General features: G+C 56.5%; 16 protein-coding genes. 15 read left to right on the top strand and 1 reads right to left on the bottom strand.

The genetic code is table 11. From position 1 onward, the window contains the following. Nucleotides 1-101 precede the first annotated feature (101 nt). From glnL to L881_RS0112345, 5 genes are all read left to right on the top strand, one after another. Entirely contained in the window at nt 102-1,190 is a 1,089-nt protein-coding gene (gene glnL / locus L881_RS0112365) for a nitrogen regulation protein NR(II) (protein WP_034579828.1), read from the top strand. A 71-nt stretch (nt 1,191-1,261) separates the two neighbouring features. Further along, the gene (gene glnG / locus L881_RS0112360; RefSeq protein WP_025733994.1) at nt 1,262-2,683 is read left to right on the top strand and encodes a nitrogen regulation protein NR(I); all 1,422 of its coding nucleotides are present in this window, start codon (nt 1,262-1,264) and stop codon (nt 2,681-2,683) included. A 346-nt stretch (nt 2,684-3,029) separates the two neighbouring features. Further along, the gene (locus L881_RS0112355; RefSeq protein ID WP_025733993.1) at nt 3,030-4,256 is read left to right on the top strand and encodes an MFS transporter; all 1,227 of its coding nucleotides are present in this window, start codon (nt 3,030-3,032) and stop codon (nt 4,254-4,256) included. 85 nt (nt 4,257-4,341) lie between these two features. Then, entirely contained in the window at nt 4,342-5,592 is a 1,251-nt protein-coding gene (locus tag L881_RS0112350; protein WP_025733992.1) for an ABC transporter permease, read from the top strand. A gap of 125 nt (nt 5,593-5,717) precedes the next feature. Further along, nucleotides 5,718-7,076, top strand: a complete 1,359-nt coding sequence (locus L881_RS0112345) for a deoxyguanosinetriphosphate triphosphohydrolase (protein WP_025733991.1) — start codon at nt 5,718-5,720, stop codon at nt 7,074-7,076. 201 nt (nt 7,077-7,277) lie between these two features. On the opposite strand, the gene gltP is transcribed toward L881_RS0112345, so the two are convergent. Continuing rightward, complete coding sequence (gltP, locus tag L881_RS0112340) at nt 7,278-8,624, bottom strand: glutamate/aspartate:proton symporter GltP (protein ID WP_025733990.1); 1,347 nt, start codon at nt 8,622-8,624, stop codon at nt 7,278-7,280. A 345-nt stretch (nt 8,625-8,969) separates the two neighbouring features. On the opposite strand from gltP, the gene L881_RS0112335 reads away from it, so the two are divergent. The 10 genes from L881_RS0112335 (at nt 8,970) to L881_RS0112290 (ending at nt 22,370) form a co-directional block, all read left to right on the top strand. After that, complete coding sequence (locus L881_RS0112335) at nt 8,970-10,400, top strand: glutamine synthetase family protein (protein ID WP_025733989.1); 1,431 nt, start codon at nt 8,970-8,972, stop codon at nt 10,398-10,400. 345 nt (nt 10,401-10,745) lie between these two features. After that, the gene (gene ugpB / locus L881_RS0112330) at nt 10,746-12,101 is read left to right on the top strand and encodes a sn-glycerol-3-phosphate ABC transporter substrate-binding protein UgpB (protein WP_025733988.1); all 1,356 of its coding nucleotides are present in this window, start codon (nt 10,746-10,748) and stop codon (nt 12,099-12,101) included. Nucleotides 12,102-12,140: 39 nt separating this feature from the next. Beyond that, nucleotides 12,141-13,016, top strand: coding sequence for a sn-glycerol-3-phosphate ABC transporter permease UgpA (gene ugpA / locus L881_RS0112325; protein WP_034579784.1), 876 nt, complete (start codon nt 12,141-12,143; stop codon nt 13,014-13,016). After that, nucleotides 13,016-13,861 carry a sn-glycerol-3-phosphate ABC transporter permease UgpE gene (ugpE, locus tag L881_RS0112320; protein ID WP_025733986.1) on the top strand — a complete coding sequence of 282 codons (846 nt, stop codon included), beginning with the start codon at nt 13,016-13,018 and terminating at the stop codon, nt 13,859-13,861. Before ugpA ends, ugpE begins: the two co-directional genes overlap by 1 nt. 30 nt (nt 13,862-13,891) lie before the next feature. Continuing rightward, nucleotides 13,892-14,947, top strand: coding sequence for a sn-glycerol-3-phosphate ABC transporter ATP-binding protein UgpC (ugpC, locus tag L881_RS0112315; RefSeq protein WP_025733985.1), 1,056 nt, complete (start codon nt 13,892-13,894; stop codon nt 14,945-14,947). Nucleotides 14,948-15,574: 627 nt separating this feature from the next. Next, nucleotides 15,575-17,251: a glycoside hydrolase family 13 protein gene (locus tag L881_RS0112310; protein WP_025733984.1), complete on the top strand. Its 1,677-nt coding sequence runs from the start codon at nt 15,575-15,577 to the stop codon at nt 17,249-17,251. A gap of 662 nt (nt 17,252-17,913) precedes the next feature. After that, nucleotides 17,914-18,876: a carbohydrate ABC transporter permease gene (locus L881_RS0112305; protein WP_025733983.1), complete on the top strand. Its 963-nt coding sequence runs from the start codon at nt 17,914-17,916 to the stop codon at nt 18,874-18,876. Next, complete coding sequence (locus L881_RS0112300; RefSeq protein WP_025733982.1) at nt 18,873-19,736, top strand: carbohydrate ABC transporter permease; 864 nt, start codon at nt 18,873-18,875, stop codon at nt 19,734-19,736. The genes L881_RS0112305 and L881_RS0112300 overlap by 4 nt, the downstream gene beginning before the upstream one ends. A 184-nt stretch (nt 19,737-19,920) precedes the next feature. Then, a complete protein-coding gene (locus L881_RS0112295; protein ID WP_025733981.1) occupies nt 19,921-21,039 on the top strand; it encodes an ABC transporter ATP-binding protein in 1,119 nt (372 codons plus the stop codon). A gap of 29 nt (nt 21,040-21,068) precedes the next feature. Further along, entirely contained in the window at nt 21,069-22,370 is a 1,302-nt protein-coding gene (locus tag L881_RS0112290) for an ABC transporter substrate-binding protein (RefSeq protein ID WP_025733980.1), read from the top strand. Nucleotides 22,371-22,462 lie beyond the last annotated feature (92 nt).

Below are 22,462 nucleotides of genomic sequence, written 5' to 3'. Positions count from 1 at the left end.
CTCTGGCAGATACAGCATTCGGCGTTCCTCGGGCCGGAAGTGCTGGAGTGGCGCGTTTTTTGCAGAGTGAAAGTCATGATTTCAGCGTTTTGGATATCCACATGGTAGAAGGCTTTTTTCCCCGCTTGCTTGAGCACCTCACCACCGCAGTAATCCTGCTGGATGATGAGCTGCGCGTGCGTTGGATGAATCCTGCTGCCGAAGCGCTGACAGGCTTGAGCTTCGCGCGTGTTTTAAACACGCAACTTGAGTGTCTGACCGGCCATGAGGGGCAGGTGAGTAGAGTGCTGCGCAAGGCGATTGATGACCAGCACCCCTTCACTCAGCGAGAAGCCACCTTGATGCTGTCATCGGGGGATGAAATTACCGTCGATTACACCGCCACGCCGCTATCGAGCCATGAGCTGTTGATCGAGCTTGATCCGATTGATCTGCTGCTGCGTATTGCCCGTGAAGAAGCACTGCTGGCGCGTCAGGAAATGATCAAGGTACTGACGCGCGGGCTGGCCCACGAAATCAAGAACCCGCTGGGGGGCATTCGCGGGGCGGCGCAGCTTCTGGAGCGTGACCTGCCCAACCCCGAGCTGACCGAATTCACGCACATTATTGTCGAAGAGGCCGATCGCCTGCGTGATCTGGTCGATCGTATGCTTGGGCCGAATACCCTGCCCCGTCACGAAGCGGTCAATATTCATGAAGTGCTGGGGCGCGTCGAGCGGCTGCTGCGTGCCGAAACAGGCAGCGTGCGCATCGTGCACGATTACGATCCGAGCCTGCCGGACGTGGGCGGAGACAGCGCGCAATTGATTCAGGCCGTGCTGAATGTTGCGCGCAATGCGGTGCAGGCCATGACCGAGAGCGATACGCCAGCGCCTTGCCTGACCTTTAAAACGCGGGCGGGGCGTCGTTTCAACCCAGGCGCCGAGCGGCATCGCCAGATGTGCGAGATCAGCATTATAGATAACGGCCCGGGCATCCCCGAGCACCTGCATGAGTCCCTGTTTTACCCGATGATTTCGGGGCGCGCTTCAGGCTCTGGGCTGGGGCTGTCAATCGCGCAGTCGATCCTGCATCAGCATCAGGGCCTGATTGAGTGCGATAGCCGCCCCGGACGTACCGAATTCAGACTGGTAGTGCCCTGGGCACTTTCCCAACGCCGCATGACCGATACCGCTGGCGATAACCCGTAACGCCATATTGGCTGCCAGCAGCCTCACTGGAGCGGACGTATGGCATTCAAGAAGTGAGGTCAGGAGGCATCATGAGCGATGTAGCACACGTATATATCGTGGACGACGATCGAGCGATCCGGTGGGTACTGGAACGTACCCTGGCGCAGCCTGATCTTGTCGTACACAGCTTTGAGCGCGCTGATGATGCGCTGGAGGCCATGGAGCGGCAGCCACCGGATGTGTTGGTGACCGATATTCGCATGCCGGGAATGGATGGCCTGGCATTGATGGAGCAAGTGCGCCAGCAGGTCAGCAGCGCGGCGGTCATTGTAATGACGGCCCATTCGGATCTGGATAGCGCCGTCGCCTCTTATCAGGGCGGTGCCTTTGAGTACCTGCCCAAGCCCTTCGATGTCGATGAAGCGCTGTCGCTGGTACGGCGTGCGATAGCTCACGTTCGTGAAAGCAACGTGCCCGCGCAGCAGCCGGAAGGCATCTCTGCCGAAATTATTGGCGAAGCGCCTGCGATGCAGGAGGTGTTTCGCGCCATCGGGCGTCTGTCGCACTCCAATATTACGGTGATGATCAACGGTGAGTCGGGCACCGGCAAGGAGCGCGTGGCGCGTGCGCTGCATCAGCATAGTCCGCGCGCACGCGGCCCTTTTATTGCGCTGAACATGGCGGCAATTCCAAAAGAGCTGATGGAATCCGAGCTGTTCGGGCATGAAAAAGGTGCCTTTACCGGAGCCAGTGCCCAGCGGCGCGGGCGCTTCGAGCAGGCAGATGGCGGCACGCTGTTTCTTGATGAAATCGGGGATATGCCGGCGGACACTCAAACACGGCTGCTGCGCGTGCTGTCGGACGGTGAGTTTTATCGCGTCGGGGGGCATACGCCGGTCAGAACCGATGTGCGCATTATTGCGGCCACCCATCAGAATCTCGAAAAGCTGGTGGAAGATGGCCGCTTTCGTGAAGATCTGTTTCATCGCCTGAACGTGATTCGCGTGCGCTTGCCGCGCCTGGCCGAGCGGCGCGAAGATATTCCTCGGCTGACTCGCCACTTTCTCGCTGCGGCGGCAGAGGAGCTTGCCACCGAACCTAAAGTGCTGACGCCCGAGGCGGAGAAGCATCTATCGTCCCTCTCCTGGCCGGGCAATGTGCGCCAGCTGGAGAACACCTGCCGATGGTTGACGGTCATGGCTTCCGGTCGTGAGGTGCTGATTGCCGATTTGCCTCCCGAGCTTCGCCAAACATCACCGAGCGAGCGAGTAGAAGTGCCGGCCGATGATTGGCGGGGTGCCTTCCGTAGCTGGGCCGATCGCGCACTCAGCGCCGGCCACACTCAGTTGCTGGGCGAGGCAACTCCGGATTTCGAGCGCATTTTGATCGAGACGGCGCTCAAGCATACCGGTGGCCGCAAGGGCGATGCAGCCGAACTGCTGGGGTGGGGAAGGAACACGCTGACGCGCAAATTGAAGGTGTTGCTGCCAGAATTTGCCGATGCTGAATAAATTTTAGTGTGATCGGGAACTCCTATTAACAGCAAGCGTCATAGTAAGCGGGAAGGCAATCTTCCCTGTTCCCTTGCATGATCCCTGATTCGCCCACCTTCTTCTGGTGGGCTTTTTTTATATGTTTTATTCCATATTCCATGCATGAGTTAGCGGGCCTGTCTCTGCGGGCAGGAAAACGCTGACGGTATCGGTCGTTGAAAATCAGTCCGTGGGGTGAAAAATGGCAGTAAATAGGTGCCATACGCCGCTTTCTGCGTCTTCGGGCCCACTCGGTGCTATACGCCGCGTGTTCAGTGCTTTAAGGTTTGAGTAACTATTTTACTGTAACCATGAAGTTTAACGAATGTCCTCTGCCGTAGCTGCTTCTTCATTCATTTACTGGAAGCGTAATCTTGCCATCAGCGTATTTGGCGCTTTCACCTCTATTATTGCGATGACACTTTTGATCCCGCTATTGCCTGCCTACATTGAGGAGCTGGGCATCAGCAATATGGCGGAGATCAGCCAATGGTCAGGTATCGCCTATGGCGCAACCTTTCTTTCTGCTGCGTTGGTGGCCCCATTGTGGGGGCGTTTGTCCGACCGGTTTGGCCGCAAGCTGATGCTGGTACGTGCAAGCCTGGGAATGACCATCGTGATGGCGATGATGGGGTTTGCACATAACGTGTGGGAGCTGGTGGCGCTGCGGCTACTGGTGGGCCTTGCGGGCGGTTATTCATCGGGTGCCAATACGCTGGTGGCAACCCAGACCCCTGAGCATCGAACGGGGTGGGCGCTGGGGCTGCTGAGCGCAGGCATACTGTTGGGCAATCTGGTTGGCCCCCTGGTGGGGGGCTTCTTGCCGCCGATGATTGGGATTCGCGGCACCTTCATGGTGGCGGCAGGGCTTATCTTCATTACCTTTCTGGTCACGCTTTTTGGTATGCAGGAAGATCGGGAGGGCATTGCCGAGCGACGCCGTGACCGGGCAGCCAACAAGGGTGGGTGGAAACGCATTGAGCATCGCTGGCTTTTGGCGGCCATGCTGATGAGCGGGTTGCTGATGATGATGGCCAACATGTCGATCGAGCCTATCGTGGCGCTGTATGTGGGGCATCTGGTAGCACCTGAAGCGGTGATGCCGATCTCCGGCATTGTCATGGCTGCCACGGCGTGCGGTGGCGTTTTTTCCGCCATTTGGCTGGGGCGCTTTGCCGACAAGTCGGGCGTTGGCCCCTGGTGGACCATTGTGTTTTGTCTTGCGACCGGCGCTTTCCTGATGCTCCCGCAGGCGTTTGTGACAGCGGCCTGGCAGTTAGTGATTCTGCGCTTTTTGATGGGGCTGGCTCTCGGCGGTCTGCTACCGTGCATTTCCTCAATGATCCGTCGCCATGTGCCGGCCTCCATGACCGGTAGCGTATTAGGCGTATCGGTCTCGGTACTTTATATCGGCCAGGTATTGGGGCCGCTGGCAGGTGGCTATGTGGGCGGCCATCTGAATATTCAGGCCGTATTTATCATCTCTTGCGGGTTAATGTCAGCGGGCGTGCTGTTCAACATGCTGGCGATGCGTCGCCACCACCCTGACTGAAAGCGTTTGCCATCAACGATTCACAGAGCGCCGAATAGGGCGCTTTTTGGGGTTATTTGCAGCCATTCGATAGTGAGCGCCAGTTATGTCAGATTCATCCGATTGCCCCGATTCGCGCTCATCCACTTCTTTGCGCCTGGGATTGATTCCAGCACCTGAGCTGCCTGAGAAGATCATTCTCCGCTGCGTCGATGAACTCGGCGAGCTGCTGCATTGGCATGTGGATGAAGGTGCGGATTGGCAGATTGATATCGTGGTTGATCCGCTGGTCGGCGGTGAAGGGAGTGCTTCCGAGGTCATGGAGCGAGCGGCGGCCATTCGGGAGCGCGAGCAGTGGGATTATGTGGTGTGTATCACCGACCTGCCGCTGTTTCGCGATGGCTATATCGCGGTCGCAGAAGCCAGCGACCAGCGCGGCGTCGCTGTTATTTCGCAACCGACTCTCGGCATTTCACCGCTGCGCAAACGCATGCGGGAGGCCATTCTCCATCTGGTCAGTGAAATGCACTGGGGAGGAAGTCACGAAGAGCGCGCACAGCAGCAGCAGCGCATGGACGAGCGTAAGCCCCAGCGGCAGCAGCATGGGCTGCGCAACAGGGATGCGCACTCGCTGCTGGGCCTGCGTTTTGCGGAGCTGCTGGTCTCCTTCAGGCGCGTTACCTGCCCTCAGGACAACGCGGACGTCGATGTACGTTTCCTGTTTACCTCGACGTGGCGTGGCTACATTCGTCTGCTGGGCGGAATGGTGCGCGCCAACCGACCGTGGTCGATGATGCCTGCCTTCCGCCATATTTTTGCAGTGGCATTCGGCACCGGCGCGTATGGACTGATTTTCACCACCCTGTGGATTCTCAGCAGTGAATACTCCATCGCGCGCTTTGTGGTGCTCATGCTGGCCGCGATTGGCTCGATGGTGGCCTGGCTGATTATTGACCATGGCCTGTGGGAGCCACAGCAATATACCCATGGCAAGGCTGTCACGCGGCTCTATAACGCAGCGACCGTGGTGACGCTGGGCATTGGGGTGTGTGTCTATTTCATTGTCCTCTACCTGCTGTTTCTGACCGCAGTGGTGGTGTTTGTACCTACCGGGTTCATGGCTGAAACCCTGCATCAGCCGGTGGGTTTGTCCAACTTCATGCTGCTGGCGTGGCTGGCGACATCGGTGGCTACCTTTGCCGGAGCACTGGGGGCAGGGCTTGAGAGCGAAGAGGTCGTGCGTAATGCGACCTACGGCTATCGCCAGCGGCAGCGTAATAACAAGGTGGAGAAGTTGCAGGAGCGGCAGGAAAAGAAAGAACAGCAAGAGCAACAGGAGTCACAAAAAAAGGAATAACGCTGATCCTTCGGTATCTGTAGGGCCGCGGGCGTCGGCTAAGGCAGGCGGGCGCTCAACACGCTACACTGAGCGCATTTAGATCACTCAATCGGGCAGCCGTGGCTGCCGCTGTGGAGCTGTTAATGAGTCAGATGCAATGGTCACGCCTGTTAGCGCCAACCCGCCTGTCAGAGCGTCGCAAGGACGCTGTCGATGAAGTCGGCCGCAGCCCTTTCCATAAAGACCATGATCGCATCATTTTTGCTGGCTCCTTCCGCCGTCTGGGGCGAAAAACCCAGGTGCATCCCCTCACTGAAAACGATCATATCCACACCCGCTTGAGTCACTCCCTTGAAGTAGGCTGCGTGGGGCGGTCGCTGGGCATGATGGTTGCCGAGCGGTTGAGCGCCCACATGCCCGAGCATGTCACTCCTGCCGATCTGGGCGTGATTGTTCAGGCCGCATGTCTGGCCCACGATATCGGTAACCCTCCGTTTGGACATGCCGGTGAATATGCTATCCGCGACTGGTTCCGTGCAGCGCGTGAGCGAACGCCCGAGCTATTCGAGGGGCTGAGCAGTGCGCAAATGGAAGATTTGCTCACCTACGAAGGCAATGCTCAGGGCTTTCGTGTCGTCACCCAAATCGAATACAACCAGTTCAGCGGCGGTATGCGCTTGACTGCCGCAACTCTGGGCGCGTTGCTCAAGTACCCATGGACCGTCGAACATGCGCTGGAAGGGGGCAAGTTCGGGGCCTATCAGTCGGAGCGCGACCTGCTCGCCCAGGTTGCTGACATGGTGGGGCTGAAGCGGCAGGCGCCCGACGTATCGGCCTGGTCACGGCATCCTCTGGCCTATCTGGTCGAGGCCGCTGACGATATCTGTTACGCGCTGCTCGATCTGGAAGATGGCGTCGAGATGGATATCCTCGGCTTTAATGAAGTTGCCGAGGTGCTGGGGCAAATTGCAGGACTTGCGCCGCACGATGACTTCTTTACCGAGCTGGCGCGTATGGAAGCGGCGGGGGTATCGCGGCGCAGGCGCATGGCGATGATGCGCGGTGTGGCGATGGACCGGGCCGTTATGGAAGTCGCAGACGCCTTTGTCAGCAATGAGCAGCGGCTGCTGGCGGGCACCCTGAGCGGCGATTTGCTGCGCTACTGCCAGGAGCATTTGCGTTCAGGGGTCATGCGCGCCAAGCAGATGGCGCGTGAGCGCATCTTCAAGAATGCCCGGAAGGCGAAGCTGGAAATAGGGGCCTACACCACGCTGGGCACACTGCTGGAAGCCTTTATTGGCGCCGCTTACGAGCTGTATTCCACCGGCATGACCAACTACAAGCATCAGCGCGTATTGATGCTGATTGGTGAAAATACTCCCCAGCCCTCCTGGGATCTCTATGCCAGCTACCGCCGTATGCTCGATTTTATCGGCGGTATGACCGATCACTATGCGGTGGATTTGGCGCAGGAGATGGGCGGGCGTTTACGCGGCGATTAGCGCTGGCTGGTCATTTGCCGCGCAGCTCTCAATGCAGCGGGCGCGTGCTCTTCTCGGCACATGGCAATAGCGGCTTCCCGAGTGACTCGCGCAAGAAAAAGCGCTTTCCGAAACAAGGATCGGAAAGCGCTTTTTGGTTTTTAACGGAAGCGGCTCACACAGTGCCAGCCCTATAACATGCTGGCACTGCTGCGCTCTTGCTCAGTCGTGAGCGTGGCGACGGGCTTCACGCTGTTCGTGTCGCTCGGCCTTCTCCTGAGCGCGGGTCTCGAAGTAGCGCTCGCCCTTGTCGGCATCATAGCTGCCATCCAACTTGGCGATAACGATGGCGGCAAGGGCATTGCCGACCACGTTCAAGGCGGTACGCGCCATATCCATGATGCGGTCAACGCCTGCAATAAAGGCCAATCCTTCAAGGGGGATGCCGACGCTGCCCAGCGTCGCCAGCAGTACCACGAAGGAGACCCCTGGCACGCCTGCGATGCCCTTCGAGGTGACCATCAGCGTTAATACCAGCGTGAGCTGCTGCATGATGCTCAGATCAATGCCGTAGAGCTGCGCCAGGAAGATCGCCGCGATGCTCTGATAGAGCGTGGAGCCATCCAGATTGAAGGAGTAGCCGGTAGGAATCACGAAGCTGGTAATGGCCTTGGGCGCCCCGAAGTCTTCCATCTTCTTCATGATACGTGGCAGTACGGTCTCCGAGCTGGAGGTGGAGTAGGCCAGCAGTAGCTCATCCTTGAGGATACGAATCAGGGTGAAGATATTGATACCGCACAGGTAGGCAATGCCGCCCAGTACCACCAGCGCAAAGAACAGGATGGCGGCATATACCAGCGCTACCAGCTTGATTAGCGGCACCAGAGAGGAGAAGCCGAAGCTGGCCACCGTGACCGCAATCAGCGCGAATACCCCGATTGGTGCGTAGCGCATAATCATGTTGGTAACGCGGAACATGGCCTCGGACGTGCCACGCATAATGGTCAAAAACGGATCGCGCAGCTCGCTGGGCAGCCCGGCAAGCCCCAGCCCGAACAGAACCGAGAAGAAGATGATCGCCAGCATGTCGCCATTGGCAAGCGCTGCCACCACATTGGTGGGGATCAGGCTCAACAGGGTGTCGGCAAAGCCATGGCCTTGCTCAACTTCCTTGGTCGTTGCTTCGTAGCTTGAAATATCGACCGTCGATAGCGACGACATGTCGATGCCAGCACCAGGATGGAAAACGTTGGCCAGCAGTAGCCCCAGCACAATGGCGATGGTCGTGACCACCTCGAAGTAGAGAATGGTGCGCAGACCTATTCTTCCCAGCTTCTTGGCGTCACCCATGCCAGCAATGCCGACGATAAGCGATGAAATAACGATCGGCACAACAATCATTTTGATCAAGCTAATGAATATATCGCCAGCGGGTTGCAGGATAGAACCTACCGCCCAGTCGCGAGTGCCAGGGTGATTATGTAGCAGCGCTCCGAGCACGATGCCCAGAATCAAGCCAATCAGGATTTGCCAGGCGAGGCCCGGTGCCTTTATGCGTTTTGTTGCCATGAACAGCGTCTCTATTGCGGGAGAGGAGTAAGCCACAATTTGTTGTTGTTGGAAGGCTTACATCCTACACGAGGGTGGCTGTTTGTACATTTATTCCAAAGCAGGGATGAAGAGGATGATAGAAAGCGGCACGCACTGATAGGCTCCGCGGCGGGGAATGGCTCTCTCTGTGACGATGAAAAGCGACCTGTATTGGAATAAATATCGTCCATTTATATTCAGGCGCTAGTGATCCAGAGGCCGTAAATTAGTCGAATTTGTGCTTGTGTGATACTCGCGATGCGCTCTATGCTGGCGTTAATTGGAATTTATTTTTTCCAAAAAACAACGAGAGTGAGAGCTGTCATGCCATCAAGTTCATCAGTGGTCAGCGCCCCTGCTGCCATGTCGAAGGAGCAGGAAGCTCCTGAACCCACCGGCAGTTTCGAGCAGGAAATGGCTCGCTATCTTGAGCGACACCCTGCCACTAGCCATGTTGACGTACTGCTTGCCGATCTGAATGGCATCTTCCGCGGCAAGCGTCTTCCTATGGATGCCGTCAGAAAGCTGGATCAGGGGTGTTATCTGCCTTCCTCCATTTTCGCCATGGACCTATTGGGCAATGTAGTGGAGGAGACGGGACTAGGGCTGGATGTCGGCGAGCCTGACCTGCTGTGCAAACCGCTGCCGGGCACGCTGGTGCCAGTGGCAACGGACCCTGAGCACAATGCACAGGTACTGCTGACCATGCAGGAAGAAGATGGCTCGCCCTATCATCATGAGCCGCGCAATGTGCTGGCACATGTCTGGCAGCAGCTTAAAGCACGCGGGCTGTATCCTGTGGTGGCGGTCGAGCTTGAGTTTTATCTGCTGGACCGCCAGCGCTCCGATGATGGCGCGCTGCAACCGCCATGTTCTCCTACTACCAATGAACGCAGCGAGCAGGCGCAGGTGTATTCGCTGGATAACCTTGATGAATTCTCATGCGTACTGGAAGAAATTGATCGTCTGGCCGCCGAACAGGGGCTGGCGGCAGAAGGGGCGGTCGCTGAAGCCTCGCCGGGTCAGTTCGAAATCAACCTGCACCACTCTGAAAATGTGCTGAAAGCCTGTGACGATGCGCTGTTGCTCAAGCGCCTGATTCGTCAGGTGGCCGAGCGTCATGGCTTGCAGGCTACCTTTATGGCAAAACCCTACAGCGAACATGCCGGTAACGGCATGCACATCCACATCAGTCTGGTGGATGACGAGGGCAATAATGTGCTGAGTGATGGCGATCTCGAAAATACTCGCATCATGGAGCGGGCGCTGGCCGGTATGTTGGCGCTGATGCCCGAGTCGATGGCGCTGTTCGCGCCCAATGTAAACTCCTACCGTCGCTTCCAGCCAGGCATGTATGTCGCAACCCAGGCCAGCTGGGGGCATAACAACCGCACGGTGGCGCTGCGTATTCCGTGCAGTGGTCAGCGTGACTATCGCATCGAACATCGCGTGGCCGGTGCCGACGCCAATCCTTATCTGGTGGTGGCAGCGCTGGTGGCATCGGTGCTGTACGGGCTGGATAACCCGCTGGAATTACCGGCACCCATTGAAGGTAACGGCCTCGATAGCCCCGGTATTCCCTTGCCTATTCGCGAAGGCGATGCGCTGGCACGGCTGGCACAAGGTACGGCGCTAAAACAGTACCTTGGCGACTCCTTCATTGAGAGTTATCGACTGTGCAAGGAAGACGAGTTGAATCGCTTCGAGCGCGAAATTACTACGCTGGAGCTGGAGTGGTTATTGAAGCAGGCGTGAGAAAGCGGTTGCTGGTTTTATCCAATTGATTGAAAGATAACGTGTTTTAACTTCCCTCCGGAGCCGAATACCGGCAGCCGGAGGTGCTGTTTGGTGCAGGCAGCCGCCGTGCCTGCAAGAGTGACGATGCCGCAGGAGTCCCTCCCTGCGCCAGTCCCGCCCGCCTACCGAGGGCGCTATTTCCTGCCCAGTCTATATTCCGTCAGCCTATAGGGCTTCATGGCGCGATTGCCCTGCGTCATAAAGATGGCACAAAAGCGACACATAACCTTCATGGATGGTTAATAGAGTGGAGCCAGTTTGCCTCTTGTCCTCTCTTCCAAAGGGATCCTAAAAGGAATCGGAATGCGCGCTCTTTATCCTCGGTCGATTGTTCGTCATGCCTGCGTCCCAGTGACCGCTGCCATGTGTCTCTTCGGTGCTGTCCATGCCGATGCGGTGACCACCATCGAGTTCTGGCACTCCATGAATGGCTCGCTGAATGACAAGGTCAACCAGATTGCCGCTGACTTCAACAAGAGCCAGTCCGAGTACCAGGTCAAGCCGGTGTATCGAGGCGAATACAGTGAGTCGATGACCAGTGCCATCGCCGCTTTTCGTGCCCACAAGGCTCCCACTATCGTGCAGATTTTCGAAGTGGGGACGGCCAGCATGATGGCGGCCAAGGGGGCCATCGAGCCAGTTTATGAGCTGATGGAAAAGTCGAGCGAGCCTTTTGATCCCAACGCCTTCCTTCCTGCCGTGACGGGCTACTACTCGACGCCTGATAACAAGATGCTCTCGCTGCCGTTCAACTCCTCAACGCCGGTGCTTTATATCAACCGCAGTGCCTTTGAGAAGGCGGGCATCAAGCAGGTGCCTGCGACCTGGGAAGAGATGGACGATGCCTTGCAGAAGGTCGTATCTTCCAACGCGGCCAGTTGCGGCATGACCTCGACCTGGCCCTCCTGGATCATGATCGAGAACTTCACCGCGCGCCATAACCTGCCGTTTGCCAGCAATGCCAATGGCTTCAAGGGCACCGATACCCAGCTGGAACTCAACGAGCCGGAGGTGGTGAATCAGGTCCAGCGCCTGGCGGATTGGTCCAAGGATAATCGCTTCCGTTATGGCGGCCGTGCCGACAAGGCGATGTCGCTGTTCTACAGCGGCCAGTGTGCTGTGGTGGCAGCTTCCTCTGCGTCGCTCGCCAACGTGCGTGACAATGCGAAAAACTTTGACTATGAAGTTGCCCAGCTTCCGTACTCTTCGACTGTGTTGAAAGACAAGCACATGGATAAACCGCTGAATAGCATCATTGGCGGCGCTTCCCTGTGGGTTATGTCTGGCCAGAGTGAAGAGAAGCAGAAAGCGGCGGCAGCCTTCTTCCATTATCTCTCGTCGCCCAAGGTGCAGGCTGACTGGCACCAGTTCTCCGGCTATTTGCCCATCACCACAGCAGCCTACACGCAAACCAGGGAGTCCGGTTTCTATGACAAGAATCCCGGAACAGATGTTGCGATCAAGCAGCTGACCAGCGGCACGCCGACGGATAACTCCCGCGGTCTACGTCTTGGCAATATGGCCCAAATCCGTGATGTCATTGAAGAAGAGCTTGAGAAGGTATTCAACGGGCAGGAAACCCCCAAACAGGGGCTGGATAACGCCGTGACCCGCGGTAATCAGTTGCTGAAACGCTTTCAGACCGCCACACGTTCATAACCGATGAAGCGCCTGCGCTGACATTATTGCTGGAACATCATGGCAACCTTTCAACATCAACGCCTTACCCCCTGGCTGCTGCTGGCGCCGCAGCTGGTGGTGGTCGGCCTGTTCTTCTTCTGGCCTGCCGGGCAGGCCATTTATCAATCCCTGTTTACCCAGGACCCCTTCGGGCTTGCCTCGACATTTTCGGGGCTTCAGAACTTCATTGATGTGCTGCATGACCCTGAATACCTTGCGGCGTTCACGGTCACCATTCTCTTCACGCTGTCTGTCGCGGTGGCTTCACTCTGCATTGCCCTGCTGCTTGCGGTATTGGCAGATCGCGTCATCAAAGGCTCGCGTTTCTATCGCACGCTCCTGACCTGGCCCTATGCGGTAGCGCCCGCGGTGGCTGCCGTGTTGTGGAGTTTCCTGTTCGATCCTTCCCTTGGGCGCATCAGCCACTTTCTTGAGCTTGTCGGGGTGCATTGGGATCACCACATCAATGGCGGGCAGGCGCTCGCGCTGGTGATTATTGCCAGTGTCTGGGTGCACGTCAGCTACAACTTCGTGTTCTTTCTGGCGGGGCTGCAAGCCATCCCCAAAAGCCTGCTCGAAGCAGCGGCCATTGATGCGGCAGGCCCGTGGCGGCGCTTCTGGACGATTACGTTTCCGCTGCTTTCTCCCATCATGTTCTTCCTGCTGATTACCAACACCACCTATGCGTTCTTTGAAACCTTCGGCGCGATTGATGCCACGACGGCCGGGGGGCCGGGCGGCGCTACGCGAACGTTGATCTACAAGATCTATGAGGATGGCTTCAAAGGTCTGGATGTGGGGCACAGCGCTGCACAGTCCGTCCTTCTGATGATTCTGGTGGCCGCCCTGACACTGGTTCAGTTCCGCTATATCGAACGCAAGGCGCACTACTGATGCGCTATCGTCGCCCCGGGCTGGATGTGTTCAGCCATCTACTGCTGATCCTTGCGGTCATCGCCTTCCTCTTTCCTGTCTGGATGGCGCTCACCGCCGCTACCCATTCCCGCACGGATCTCTACACCAGCATTGCGCCGCTATGGTTTGGTAGCGAAGGACTGCACAACTTCATCAGCGTGCTGACCGAGCCTATTCCCGGCGTCGGGGCCAGCGCTTCTACCATGCTGTTGAACTCGCTGGTGATGTCGCTGGGTATCGCGTTCGGCAAGATTGCGATTTCGATGCTGGCCGCCTATGCCGTGGTGTTCTTCCGCTTCCCGGGCCGTGCGCTGTGCTTCTGGCTGATCTTCATGACCCTGATGCTGCCGGTGGAAGTGCGGATTGTGCCGACCTATCAGGTGGTGGCCGATCTTCATATGCTCAATAGCTATCCGGGAATGATACTTCCCTTGATGGCGAGTGCCACCGCTACATTTCTGTTCCGCCAGTTCTTTCTTACCGTACCGCCGGAACTGCTGGAAGCCGCGCGGGTGGATGGGGCAGGCCCGTGGAAATTTCTGTGGGATATTCTGCTGCCACTGTCGAAGACCAATATCGCGGCGCTCTTCGTCATCATGTTCCTGTATGGCTGGAACCAGTATCTGTGGCCTTTGATGATTACTACGGACCAAAGCTGGACAACCGTGGTGGTGAGCCTCAAGCAGCTGGCCTCAGCCAGTGATGCGCTGGTGCCGTGGCAACTGGTGACGGCAATGGCCTTGCTGGCCCTGATTCCACCTGTCGTCGTCATCATCGTGATGCAGCGCTACTTTGTTAAAGGTTTGGTAGATAGCGAGAAATAGCCTCACTCTCGCACCCGAGGAACGATTTGCATGGCAACATTGACATTGAATGCGCTGAAGAAGCGTTACCCCAACGGCCACCTCACGCTGCACGGCATTGATCTGAAAGTGGCGCATGGCGAACTGATCGTGATTGTGGGGCCATCCGGCTGTGGCAAGTCCACGCTGCTGCGTAGCATCGCGGGGCTTGAAAGCATTACGGAAGGGGATCTATGGATTGACGACACTCGCGTCAACGATAAGGAGCCTGCCCAACGCGACATCGCCATGGTCTTCCAGAACTACGCGCTCTATCCGCATATGACGGTTTTCGACAATATGGCCTATGCGCTGAAAAATCGCGGTATCCCCAAGCAGGAATGCGAGCAGAAGGTGCGCGAGACGGCCAAACTATTGGGGCTTGAGGAACTGCTGGAACGCCGCCCACGCCAGCTTTCCGGCGGCCAGCGCCAACGTGTCGCCATGGGCCGAGCCATTGTGCGCAGCCCCAAGGTATTCCTGTTCGACGAACCGCTCTCCAATCTGGATGCTGCGCTGCGCGTTCAGATGCGTCTGGAAATCCGGCGTCTGCTCAAACGCCTGGGCACCACCGCGATCTATGTTACCCACGATCAGGTTGAGGCCATGACCCTCGCTGACCGTCTGGTGGTCATGAATGGCGGTCAGGTGGAGCAGGTCGGAGCGCCGCTGGAGCTTTATAGTCGCCCCGCAACCCGCTTTGTGGCGCGGTTTATCGGCTCTCCTTCCATGAATCTGATTACTCTGGAAGCCACAACAAGCCCTCTGGCTAAACACCCATTGGTACGTGATATGCCCGCCGAGCCTATGGAGAAAGCGGCCACCCTAGGTATACGCCCTGAGCATCTGCGCATTACCGACCCCCTGCAGGCGCTTTTCAGGTTGGAGGTCGAGATGGTCGAGCCGCTAGGCGCCGACACACTGGTGTATGGTCATGCCGCAGGGATCGCCGAGCAGATCGTCGTGCGCCTGGATGGTATTCACCCTTTAGAGGAAAGCGCGCAGCTATATCTGGGAGCTGAAAGAGAAAACCTGCATTTCTTTGATGTGGAAGGGCGAAGGGTTTGATGCGTTGAATGATGTGTTGAATGAGTTGGCTGCACATTCGACTCAGAATCTGCACCCACTCTTTCAGTCAATGGCGCAACCAGGGTCGGGGGAAGGAGCTGCAAGCTGATATTGCACTTATGCTCACCGTACTTCTGCACTCCTGGTGTTCTCTTTATTCAGGCAAGGTCAGGCTCCTTTCTTGGGGTATAACGGCACAACTTATGCAAATCCCCCGAGCGGGTGATCTCTGCCTTGTCGCCAATCAGCGCCGTCATCACTTCGCTAATTGACTGACCATCGTTTATGGAACGTTACCGGTTATATAAAAAATAACCAACGCACTTTGCGCGCATAAATCTGTATTGAAATTGAATGCGAGATTTAAGCAATGTTTCAAGTCGCCGTGAAAGGAAATTTCTTTTGTCTGGCAAATACTTAAGGAACGCTGACACGGCTGGGGATATGGCACTAAAGATCAATAGGCAGCCATACGGCAATGCTGTCTGATAATTGAGGTGGCATCAGGGAACCTCAGAGTCAATAACATACTGGCGGCAAACGCGCTGTGTGATACCCCCGCATGACCCACTCAGTCACTTAACACTGACTTCCTACAGGCGATGATTTTGCACAGGAGAATCTTTCATGTCCGTAACATCCATCCTTAGCGGTAACAAAGAGAACAATCAGAGCAAAAGCGGTAGTGAATGGTGGCGTTCGGCGGTCATTTATCAGATATACCCACGCTCCTTTGCTGACGCCAATGGCGATGGCATGGGGGATCTGAAAGGAATCACCGAACGTTTGCCCTACCTTGCAAGGCTGGGTGTGGATGCGATTTGGCTGTCGCCGTTTTATAAATCTCCGCAGGCTGATGCCGGCTACGATGTGGCCGATTACCGTCAGGTAGACCCTCTGTTTGGCACGCTGGATGACTTCGATGCCATGCTCGACAAGGCCCACGCTTCCGGTCTGCGTGTGCTTGTGGACCTGGTGCCCAACCACAGCTCCGATGAGCACGAATGGTTCAAGGCGGCGCTGGCATCTCCCGAGGGAAGCCCCGAGCGCGAGCGCTATATGTTCCGCGATGGTAAAGGCGAGAATGGCGAGCTGCCGCCCAATAACTGGCAAAGCGTGTTTGGTGGCGATGCCTGGACTCGTCCGGAAGGGCAGAAACAGTGGTATCTGCATATTTTTGATACCAAACAGCCCGATTTCAATTGGCAAAACCCGGAAGTGCGGGCGGAATTTGAGTCGGTATTGCGATTCTGGCTTGATCGCGGCGTAGATGGTTTCCGTGTCGATGTAGCGCATGGTCTCGTTAAGGAGGAGGGGCTGCCCGACTTCGATGAAGAGTACCAGCAGTCGATGGTGGAAGGCGGAAACCAGGGCCCCATGTGGGATCAGGATGGCGTGCACGATATCTATCGTGACTGGCGCAAGGTGCTCAATGAATACGATGGCGATCGGATGATGGTAGCCGAAGCCTGGGTCAAGCCGCAGGAACGCCTGGCGCTCTATATTCGTAGCGACGAAATGCAGCAGGCATTCAACTTTGACTATCTGTTGGCCCACTGGGATGCCGCCGAGGTTCGCCATCTGATTGACGAATCATTGGCGCAGACCGCATTGGCAAAGGCGCCGACCACCTGGGTCATGTCCAATCATGACAGCGTGCGGCACACATCACGTTTCGGTTTGAGCAATCCCGGCGACCGCCCCAACGGTATCGGCCGCGACAGTGAGCAGCCCGATGAAGCTCTTGGCTTGCAGCGTGCGCGCGCCTTCGCCTTCGTGACCTTCTTCCTGCCAGGAGCGGCGTACATTTATCAGGGCGAAGAGCTGGGGCTGCCTGAACACACCACCATGGAAGACAAGTACCGTCAGGACCCTACCTTCTGGCGCACCAAGGGTGAAGAGATCGGGCGCGATGGCTGCCGTGTGCCTCTGCCCTGGAAGGCGGATGCCCCTGCCTTTGGCTTTGGCCCCAGTGATCAAACCTGGCTGCCACAACCGCAGGCATTCGCGCGCTACGCGGTCGATGTCGAGGAAGCCGACAGCGATTCGACCCTGGCGCTTTATCGCAAGGTGCTGGAGGTACGCGCTGAGCATCATTTGGGCCAGGGCGAGCTGGAGTGGCTGGATGCTCCGGCAGAAGATACCTTGCTGGCCCGTAACGGTGACGTTTATATGATGGTCAATTTCGGCGAATCTGCGGTCAAACTGCCCTGGGATGATGCGAAGGTGCTGGCTGCCAGCCATGCGCAGTCATCGGATAGCGAGCTCGATGGCAATACCGGAATATGGTTCCAGCGCGGTTAATCACCCGCGTTAAGTAGAAGCTGCCGACGCCAGATGCGCCGGCAGTTTTTTGCGCCTTCCCTGTGAAGTGGTGTGCACCCCGTCGGGCCGGAAGATGGCCTGCGCGGGGCGATGGCACGTTAACCGCTGCCCCCCCTGTTTATCCATGGGTATGAAGGGGCTGACCTGAAACGTATCTGGAGCGCAGTGGCAGTGCTGTTGCTGACGATTTGCTGTTTCTTGTTTCTTGTTTCTCTGTTGCCTGGCTGAACGTTAGAGCGACGCAGCTCTTGCGACGCAGATATGCCTGCTTGCCCTTAACGTACACGGATAGCCGACTTCCATGATGTTGATGGGCGGGGTGCTGTATCTGGCAGGTAATGATCGCGACTCTGTCATTGAGTATTCTCGCTTCTCATTTTGGCCTTGCTTGTCTTTCCGCTATTACGTGAACCAGCCCGTTAATATTGTTTTAAGATATTAACCAGGCATATGAAATGCCTGATGAAAGTGCTCAGTCTCCTTTTTAAATCAAATAGTTATTCTTTAGTCTTGCTTCTAAGGTCTAGATGCCTCGTCTGCCTTTTCGATCTTTAATGTCCTGTACCTTTAATAATTAAGTTGCCGTGCTACAGACACTCAAAGGTAGCGTATGGTGAATACTCTGCAGGGAGTAATTAAGCATGGGGAAAGCATCATTGCTTACGTCTGAGCGGCGTAACCGTTCAGCGCGAGGAACGCAGGTTCGCCGTGAGCGAGTGCGTTCAGCCTGGTTGTTCCTTTCTCCGCTGCTGGTGGGGTTGCTGGTGGTGGCCGGCTGGCCGCTGCTGCGGACGCTGTGGTTCAGCTTTACGGATGCCAACCTGACTCAGCTCGATCAGGCGCAGTGGATTGGGGTGGAGAACTATCTCTATTATCAGGATGGCGCTTTCTATGGCGTTCTCGCTGATCCTGACTGGTGGAACTCTGTTTATAACACGCTCTTCTTCACCGTTATTACGGTGTCACTTGAAGTCGTAGTGGGAGTTATTGTTGCGTTAATTCTTAACGCAAACTTTAAGGGAAGAGTGTGGGTACGTGCCGCCATCCTGATTCCCTGGGCTATTCCCACGGTGGTGTCGGCGCAGATGTGGCTATGGATGTTTAATGATCAGTTCGGAATCATTAATTATCTGCTGATGGGAGTAGGCATTATCAGCGAGCCGCTGGCATGGACGGCCAGCTCTTCCTTGTCGATGTGGGCGGTGATTATTGTTGATGTCTGGAAAGCCACCCCCTTTGTCGCCTTGCTGGTGCTGGCGGCGATGCAGATGTTGCCTTCCGATTGTTATGAAGCCGCGAAAGTGGATGGTATTCACCCGATGCGCGTTTTCTTCCGCGTTACTTTGCCGCTGATTACTCCTGCGCTGCTGGTCGCCATTATCTTCCGTGTGCTGGATGCGCTGCGCGTCTTCGACCTGGTGTATGTGCTTACCTCAAATTCGAGCAGCACCATGACCATGTCGGTTTACGCTCGCCAGCAGCTGGTTGAATTCCAGGATGTAGGCTACGGAAGTGCCGCTTCCACCATCCTGTTCGTGGTGATCTCGCTGATAGCAGTGGTGTATCTCTATCTTGGTCGTCGTCAATTGGGGATTTCTTCATGAACCGTGAACGTACTCCAGACAAGGCTGCGGCCTTTAAGCGCGTGCTCTTGCGGGCGGGATTTTGGGTATTGGTCATAGCGCTCACTTTCTACGCTATTTTCCCTTTCTATTACGCGCTTATCTCATCGTTTAAGCCTTCCAGCGCGCTGTTCGAGGTCAGTGCATTACCGACAGCGCTGGATTTTTCCAACTATCGTACCCTGTTTGCGCAGCCAACCTTTAGCCGCAGCATCTTTAACTCGGCGCTGGTTGCCGTGCTGGTGGTTCTGTTGGCGCTGTTACTGGGGCTGGCAGCAGCCTATGCGCTTGGCAGGGTGCGCTTTCGCGGGCGCGGCATGGTGATGGTGGTGGTGCTGGGCGTCTCGATGTTTCCGCAGATTGCCGTGTTGTCAGGACTGTTTGAAGTCATTCGCTGGCTGGGCATCTACAACACGCCCTGGTCGCTGGTGCTTTCCTACAGCATCTTCACTTTGCCTTTTACGGTGTGGGTGATGACCACCTTCATACGTCAGCTTCCCAATGAGCTGGAAGAAGCGGCCATCATGGATGGAGCGACGCCCTGGGTAACGCTGACCCGTGTGTTCTTGCCATTGATGGTGCCGGCCATGGTGACGACCGGGCTGCTGGCCTTTATTGCCGCGTGGAACGAGTTTCTGTTTGCCCTGACGTTCGTGCTGACCAACGAGCAGCGCACCGTGCCGGTGGCAATCGCGATGATTTCAGGTAACAGCCAGTTTGAGCTGCCGTGGGGAGTATTGATGGCGGCTTCAGTGGTAGTGACGGTGCCTCTGGTGGTGCTGGTGATGATTTTCCAGCGCCGTATTGTTTCCGGCCTGACGGCGGGTGCTGTTAAAGGCTAGACACTGACAAGGGTGGGCGCTGATCAGGCCAGGCAGAAACTGCTGCACAAGGGACAGGTTTTTGCAGGGGGATGCCCACCAAACGATATCTGACGCCGCATGGTTGGTCGCAGTCACCTTGCAGAAATGCCAGGGCTGGCCCGAGACATATGCGTTAATGAATGGATGGCAGGGAGAGTGAACGATGGCGGATGTCAGGCTTCAGCAGGTAAAAAAAGAGTTTGGCGGCAATCTGATCATCAAGGGTGTTGATCTTGAGATCAAAAATGGTGAATTCGCGGTGCTGGTCGGCCCCTCCGGGTGCGGCAAGTCAACCCTGTTGCGGCTGATTGCCGGACTTGAGTCGATCAGTGATGGAGAGCTTCACATCGGCGGACAGCTGGTCAATGACCTGCCGCCGCGTGAGCGTGGCGTGGGCATGGTTTTCCAGTCCTATGCGCTTTATCCGCACATGACCGTTTTCGACAATATTGCCTTTGGCCTGAAGCTGGCGGGTCAGGATAAGGAAGCGGTACGTCAACGGGTGATGGAAACCGCCAAGATTCTTCAGCTTGATGAATTGATGGGGCGCAAGCCCAAGCAGCTTTCCGGCGGTCAGCGTCAGCGTGTGGCGATTGGTCGAGCCATCGCCCGTGAATCGGACATCCTGCTGATGGATGAGCCGCTTTCCAACCTGGATGCTGCGCTGCGTGTACGTATGCGCGTTGAAATTGCGCGGCTTCATAAGCTGCTTGGTTCCACCATGATCTATGTAACACACGACCAGACCGAAGCGATGACGCTGGCCGACAAGATTGTGGTGCTGAACGCAGGCCATATCGAGCAGGCTGGCTCGCCGCGCGAGCTGTTTGAACGGCCCGCCAACACCTTCGTGGCAGGTTTTATTGGCTCACCGAAGATGAACTTCTTCGATGTTGAAGTAAGCACCAGCGATGAGCAGGGTGTTCAGATTCAAGGCAAGGGCATCAGTGCGATCAGGCTGCCATTTGCATCAACGGGCGGAACTTCCAGGCTCACGCTTGGCATTCGGCCTGAGCATATGCAGCTAACGCCAAGCAACGATCAACATAGCTTTACGGTCAGCAATATTGAATATCTGGGCAATGAGATCTATGTCTATCTGCTTCCTCCCGATGGCACCAGCAATCTTGACATGAATTTCCCGGTTTGCCGTGCCCCCGCCGGTAACGAGCTGGCGATTGGCGACAAGGTGGCTGTCTCCTTCTCGGTTGAACACGCGCACCTTTTCGATGGCGACGGTCAGGCGTTACCTCGCCCCGGTGTGACTGCTATCGAGTGTTGAATACATGGATGCTGTAGGAGGAAAGTGGCATGAGGCTTTTAACTCACCGCTGGATTGTTGCCAGCAGTATCACCCTGGGCCTTCTGTTTGCGGCCTCTAATGCCGCCGCCGAAGGAGTAACCCTTAATATTACCTGTGGTGATGGTTCCAGCAATGATCCTTGTCTGGATGCCGTGCAGGAGTGGGAGAAACGTACCGGTAATCAGGTTAACTTCGTTTCTCTTCCCTCTTCCGCCAACGAAAAGCTCTCGCTTTATCAGCAGCTGTTGAGTGCCGGTTCGAGTGATCTGGATGTGATCCTGATTGATACCACCTGGGCCGGGATTCTGGATGCGCATTTGTCCGATCTCAATACGCTGCTGCCGGGAGATCTTGGCAGTGGTCAATTCGAGAATACGATCAATAACAATACGGTGGAGGGCAGAATCAAGGCACTGCCTGCCTATGTGGATTCCAGCCTGCTGTTTTATCGCAAGGATCTGCTCGACAAGTATCACCGTGAGGTGCCGAAAAACTGGGATGAAATGGAAGAGACCGCCGCCTATATTCAGCAGCAAGAGCGTCAGGCGGGTAACCGGATATGGGGCTATGTGTTTCAGGGCAAGTCCTATGAGGGGCTGACCTGCAACCTGCTGGAATGGACGGCATCGGAAGGTGGCGGTGTACTGATCAATGAGGATGGGCAACCGGAGGTGGATACCCCCGCCTTGCGACGCTCCCTTGAACGTGCTCGTGGCTGGATCGGCGGTATTTCTCCCCAGGGTGCGCTGAGTTATGAAGAAGAGCAGTCGCGCGGGGTGTTCCAGTCAGGAAATTCAGTGTTCATGCGTAACTGGAGCTATGCCTGGGCACTGGCCCAAAACCCCAGTAGCCCGGTCAGAGGAAAAATTGGCGTAGCGCCCATGCCGGCTGGAGAAACAGGCACGCATCGCTCTACTCTGGGAGGCTGGAGTGTCGCGGTTCCACGCTATTCGACGCATCAGAAGGAGGCCGCGGATTTGGTGGCCTTGATCTCCAGCAAGGAGGAGCAGAAAAAGCGCGCGCTTAAACTCTCGTTCATGCCTTCTTACACTGATCTGTACAAGGACCCGGATATCCTGAAAGCGCTGCCCTATTTCGCGTACGTGCAGACGGCCGTGGAAGAGGCCATCGTGCGCCCCGCCAGTGTGGTGAAAACGCTTTATCCGCGCTACACCAACTCCATCTTCAATCGCACCCACAGCGTATTGGGCGGCGAGACCTCGGTGGATGATGCCATTTCAAGGCTTGAACGTGACATGACAAGGCTGGTGAGACGCGCTGAGATTGCTGCACCGAAGGATAGCGATTGATACAAGCTGCTCTCTGAAGCAAACCCTTCTGATATGACTGGCTGAGCGGGAAATCCCGCTCAGCATTATCATCCACATTCTCCACCTTCACT

This window comes from Carnimonas nigrificans ATCC BAA-78 (assembly GCF_000526695.1).
In the GTDB taxonomy this organism is placed as follows: Bacteria; Pseudomonadota; Gammaproteobacteria; order Pseudomonadales; family Halomonadaceae; genus Carnimonas; species Carnimonas nigrificans.
This window is presented reverse-complemented; position numbering and strand designations above follow the sequence as displayed.

Excerpts from the sequence above, each read along its gene's own strand:
- ugpC (WP_025733985.1), top strand. The coding sequence starts at position 13,892 with ATGGCAACATTGACATTGAATGCGCTGAAGAAGCGTTACCCCAACGGC.
- ugpE (WP_025733986.1), top strand. The coding sequence starts at position 13,016 with ATGCGCTATCGTCGCCCCGGGCTGGATGTGTTCAGCCATCTACTGCTG.
- L881_RS0112335 (WP_025733989.1), top strand. The coding sequence starts at position 8,970 with ATGCCATCAAGTTCATCAGTGGTCAGCGCCCCTGCTGCCATGTCGAAG.
- L881_RS0112305 (WP_025733983.1), top strand. The coding sequence starts at position 17,914 with ATGGGGAAAGCATCATTGCTTACGTCTGAGCGGCGTAACCGTTCAGCG.
- gltP (WP_025733990.1), bottom strand. The coding sequence starts at position 8,624 with ATGGCAACAAAACGCATAAAGGCACCGGGCCTCGCCTGGCAAATCCTG.
- glnL (WP_034579828.1), top strand. The coding sequence starts at position 102 with ATGGTAGAAGGCTTTTTTCCCCGCTTGCTTGAGCACCTCACCACCGCA.
- L881_RS0112295 (WP_025733981.1), top strand. The coding sequence starts at position 19,921 with ATGGCGGATGTCAGGCTTCAGCAGGTAAAAAAAGAGTTTGGCGGCAAT.
- ugpB (WP_025733988.1), top strand. The coding sequence starts at position 10,746 with ATGCGCGCTCTTTATCCTCGGTCGATTGTTCGTCATGCCTGCGTCCCA.
- ugpA (WP_034579784.1), top strand. The coding sequence starts at position 12,141 with ATGGCAACCTTTCAACATCAACGCCTTACCCCCTGGCTGCTGCTGGCG.
- L881_RS0112350 (WP_025733992.1), top strand. The coding sequence starts at position 4,342 with ATGTCAGATTCATCCGATTGCCCCGATTCGCGCTCATCCACTTCTTTG.
- L881_RS0112355 (WP_025733993.1), top strand. The coding sequence starts at position 3,030 with ATGTCCTCTGCCGTAGCTGCTTCTTCATTCATTTACTGGAAGCGTAAT.
- L881_RS0112290 (WP_025733980.1), top strand. The coding sequence starts at position 21,069 with ATGAGGCTTTTAACTCACCGCTGGATTGTTGCCAGCAGTATCACCCTG.
- L881_RS0112310 (WP_025733984.1), top strand. The coding sequence starts at position 15,575 with ATGTCCGTAACATCCATCCTTAGCGGTAACAAAGAGAACAATCAGAGC.
- L881_RS0112300 (WP_025733982.1), top strand. The coding sequence starts at position 18,873 with ATGAACCGTGAACGTACTCCAGACAAGGCTGCGGCCTTTAAGCGCGTG.
- L881_RS0112345 (WP_025733991.1), top strand. The coding sequence starts at position 5,718 with ATGAGTCAGATGCAATGGTCACGCCTGTTAGCGCCAACCCGCCTGTCA.
- glnG (WP_025733994.1), top strand. The coding sequence starts at position 1,262 with ATGAGCGATGTAGCACACGTATATATCGTGGACGACGATCGAGCGATC.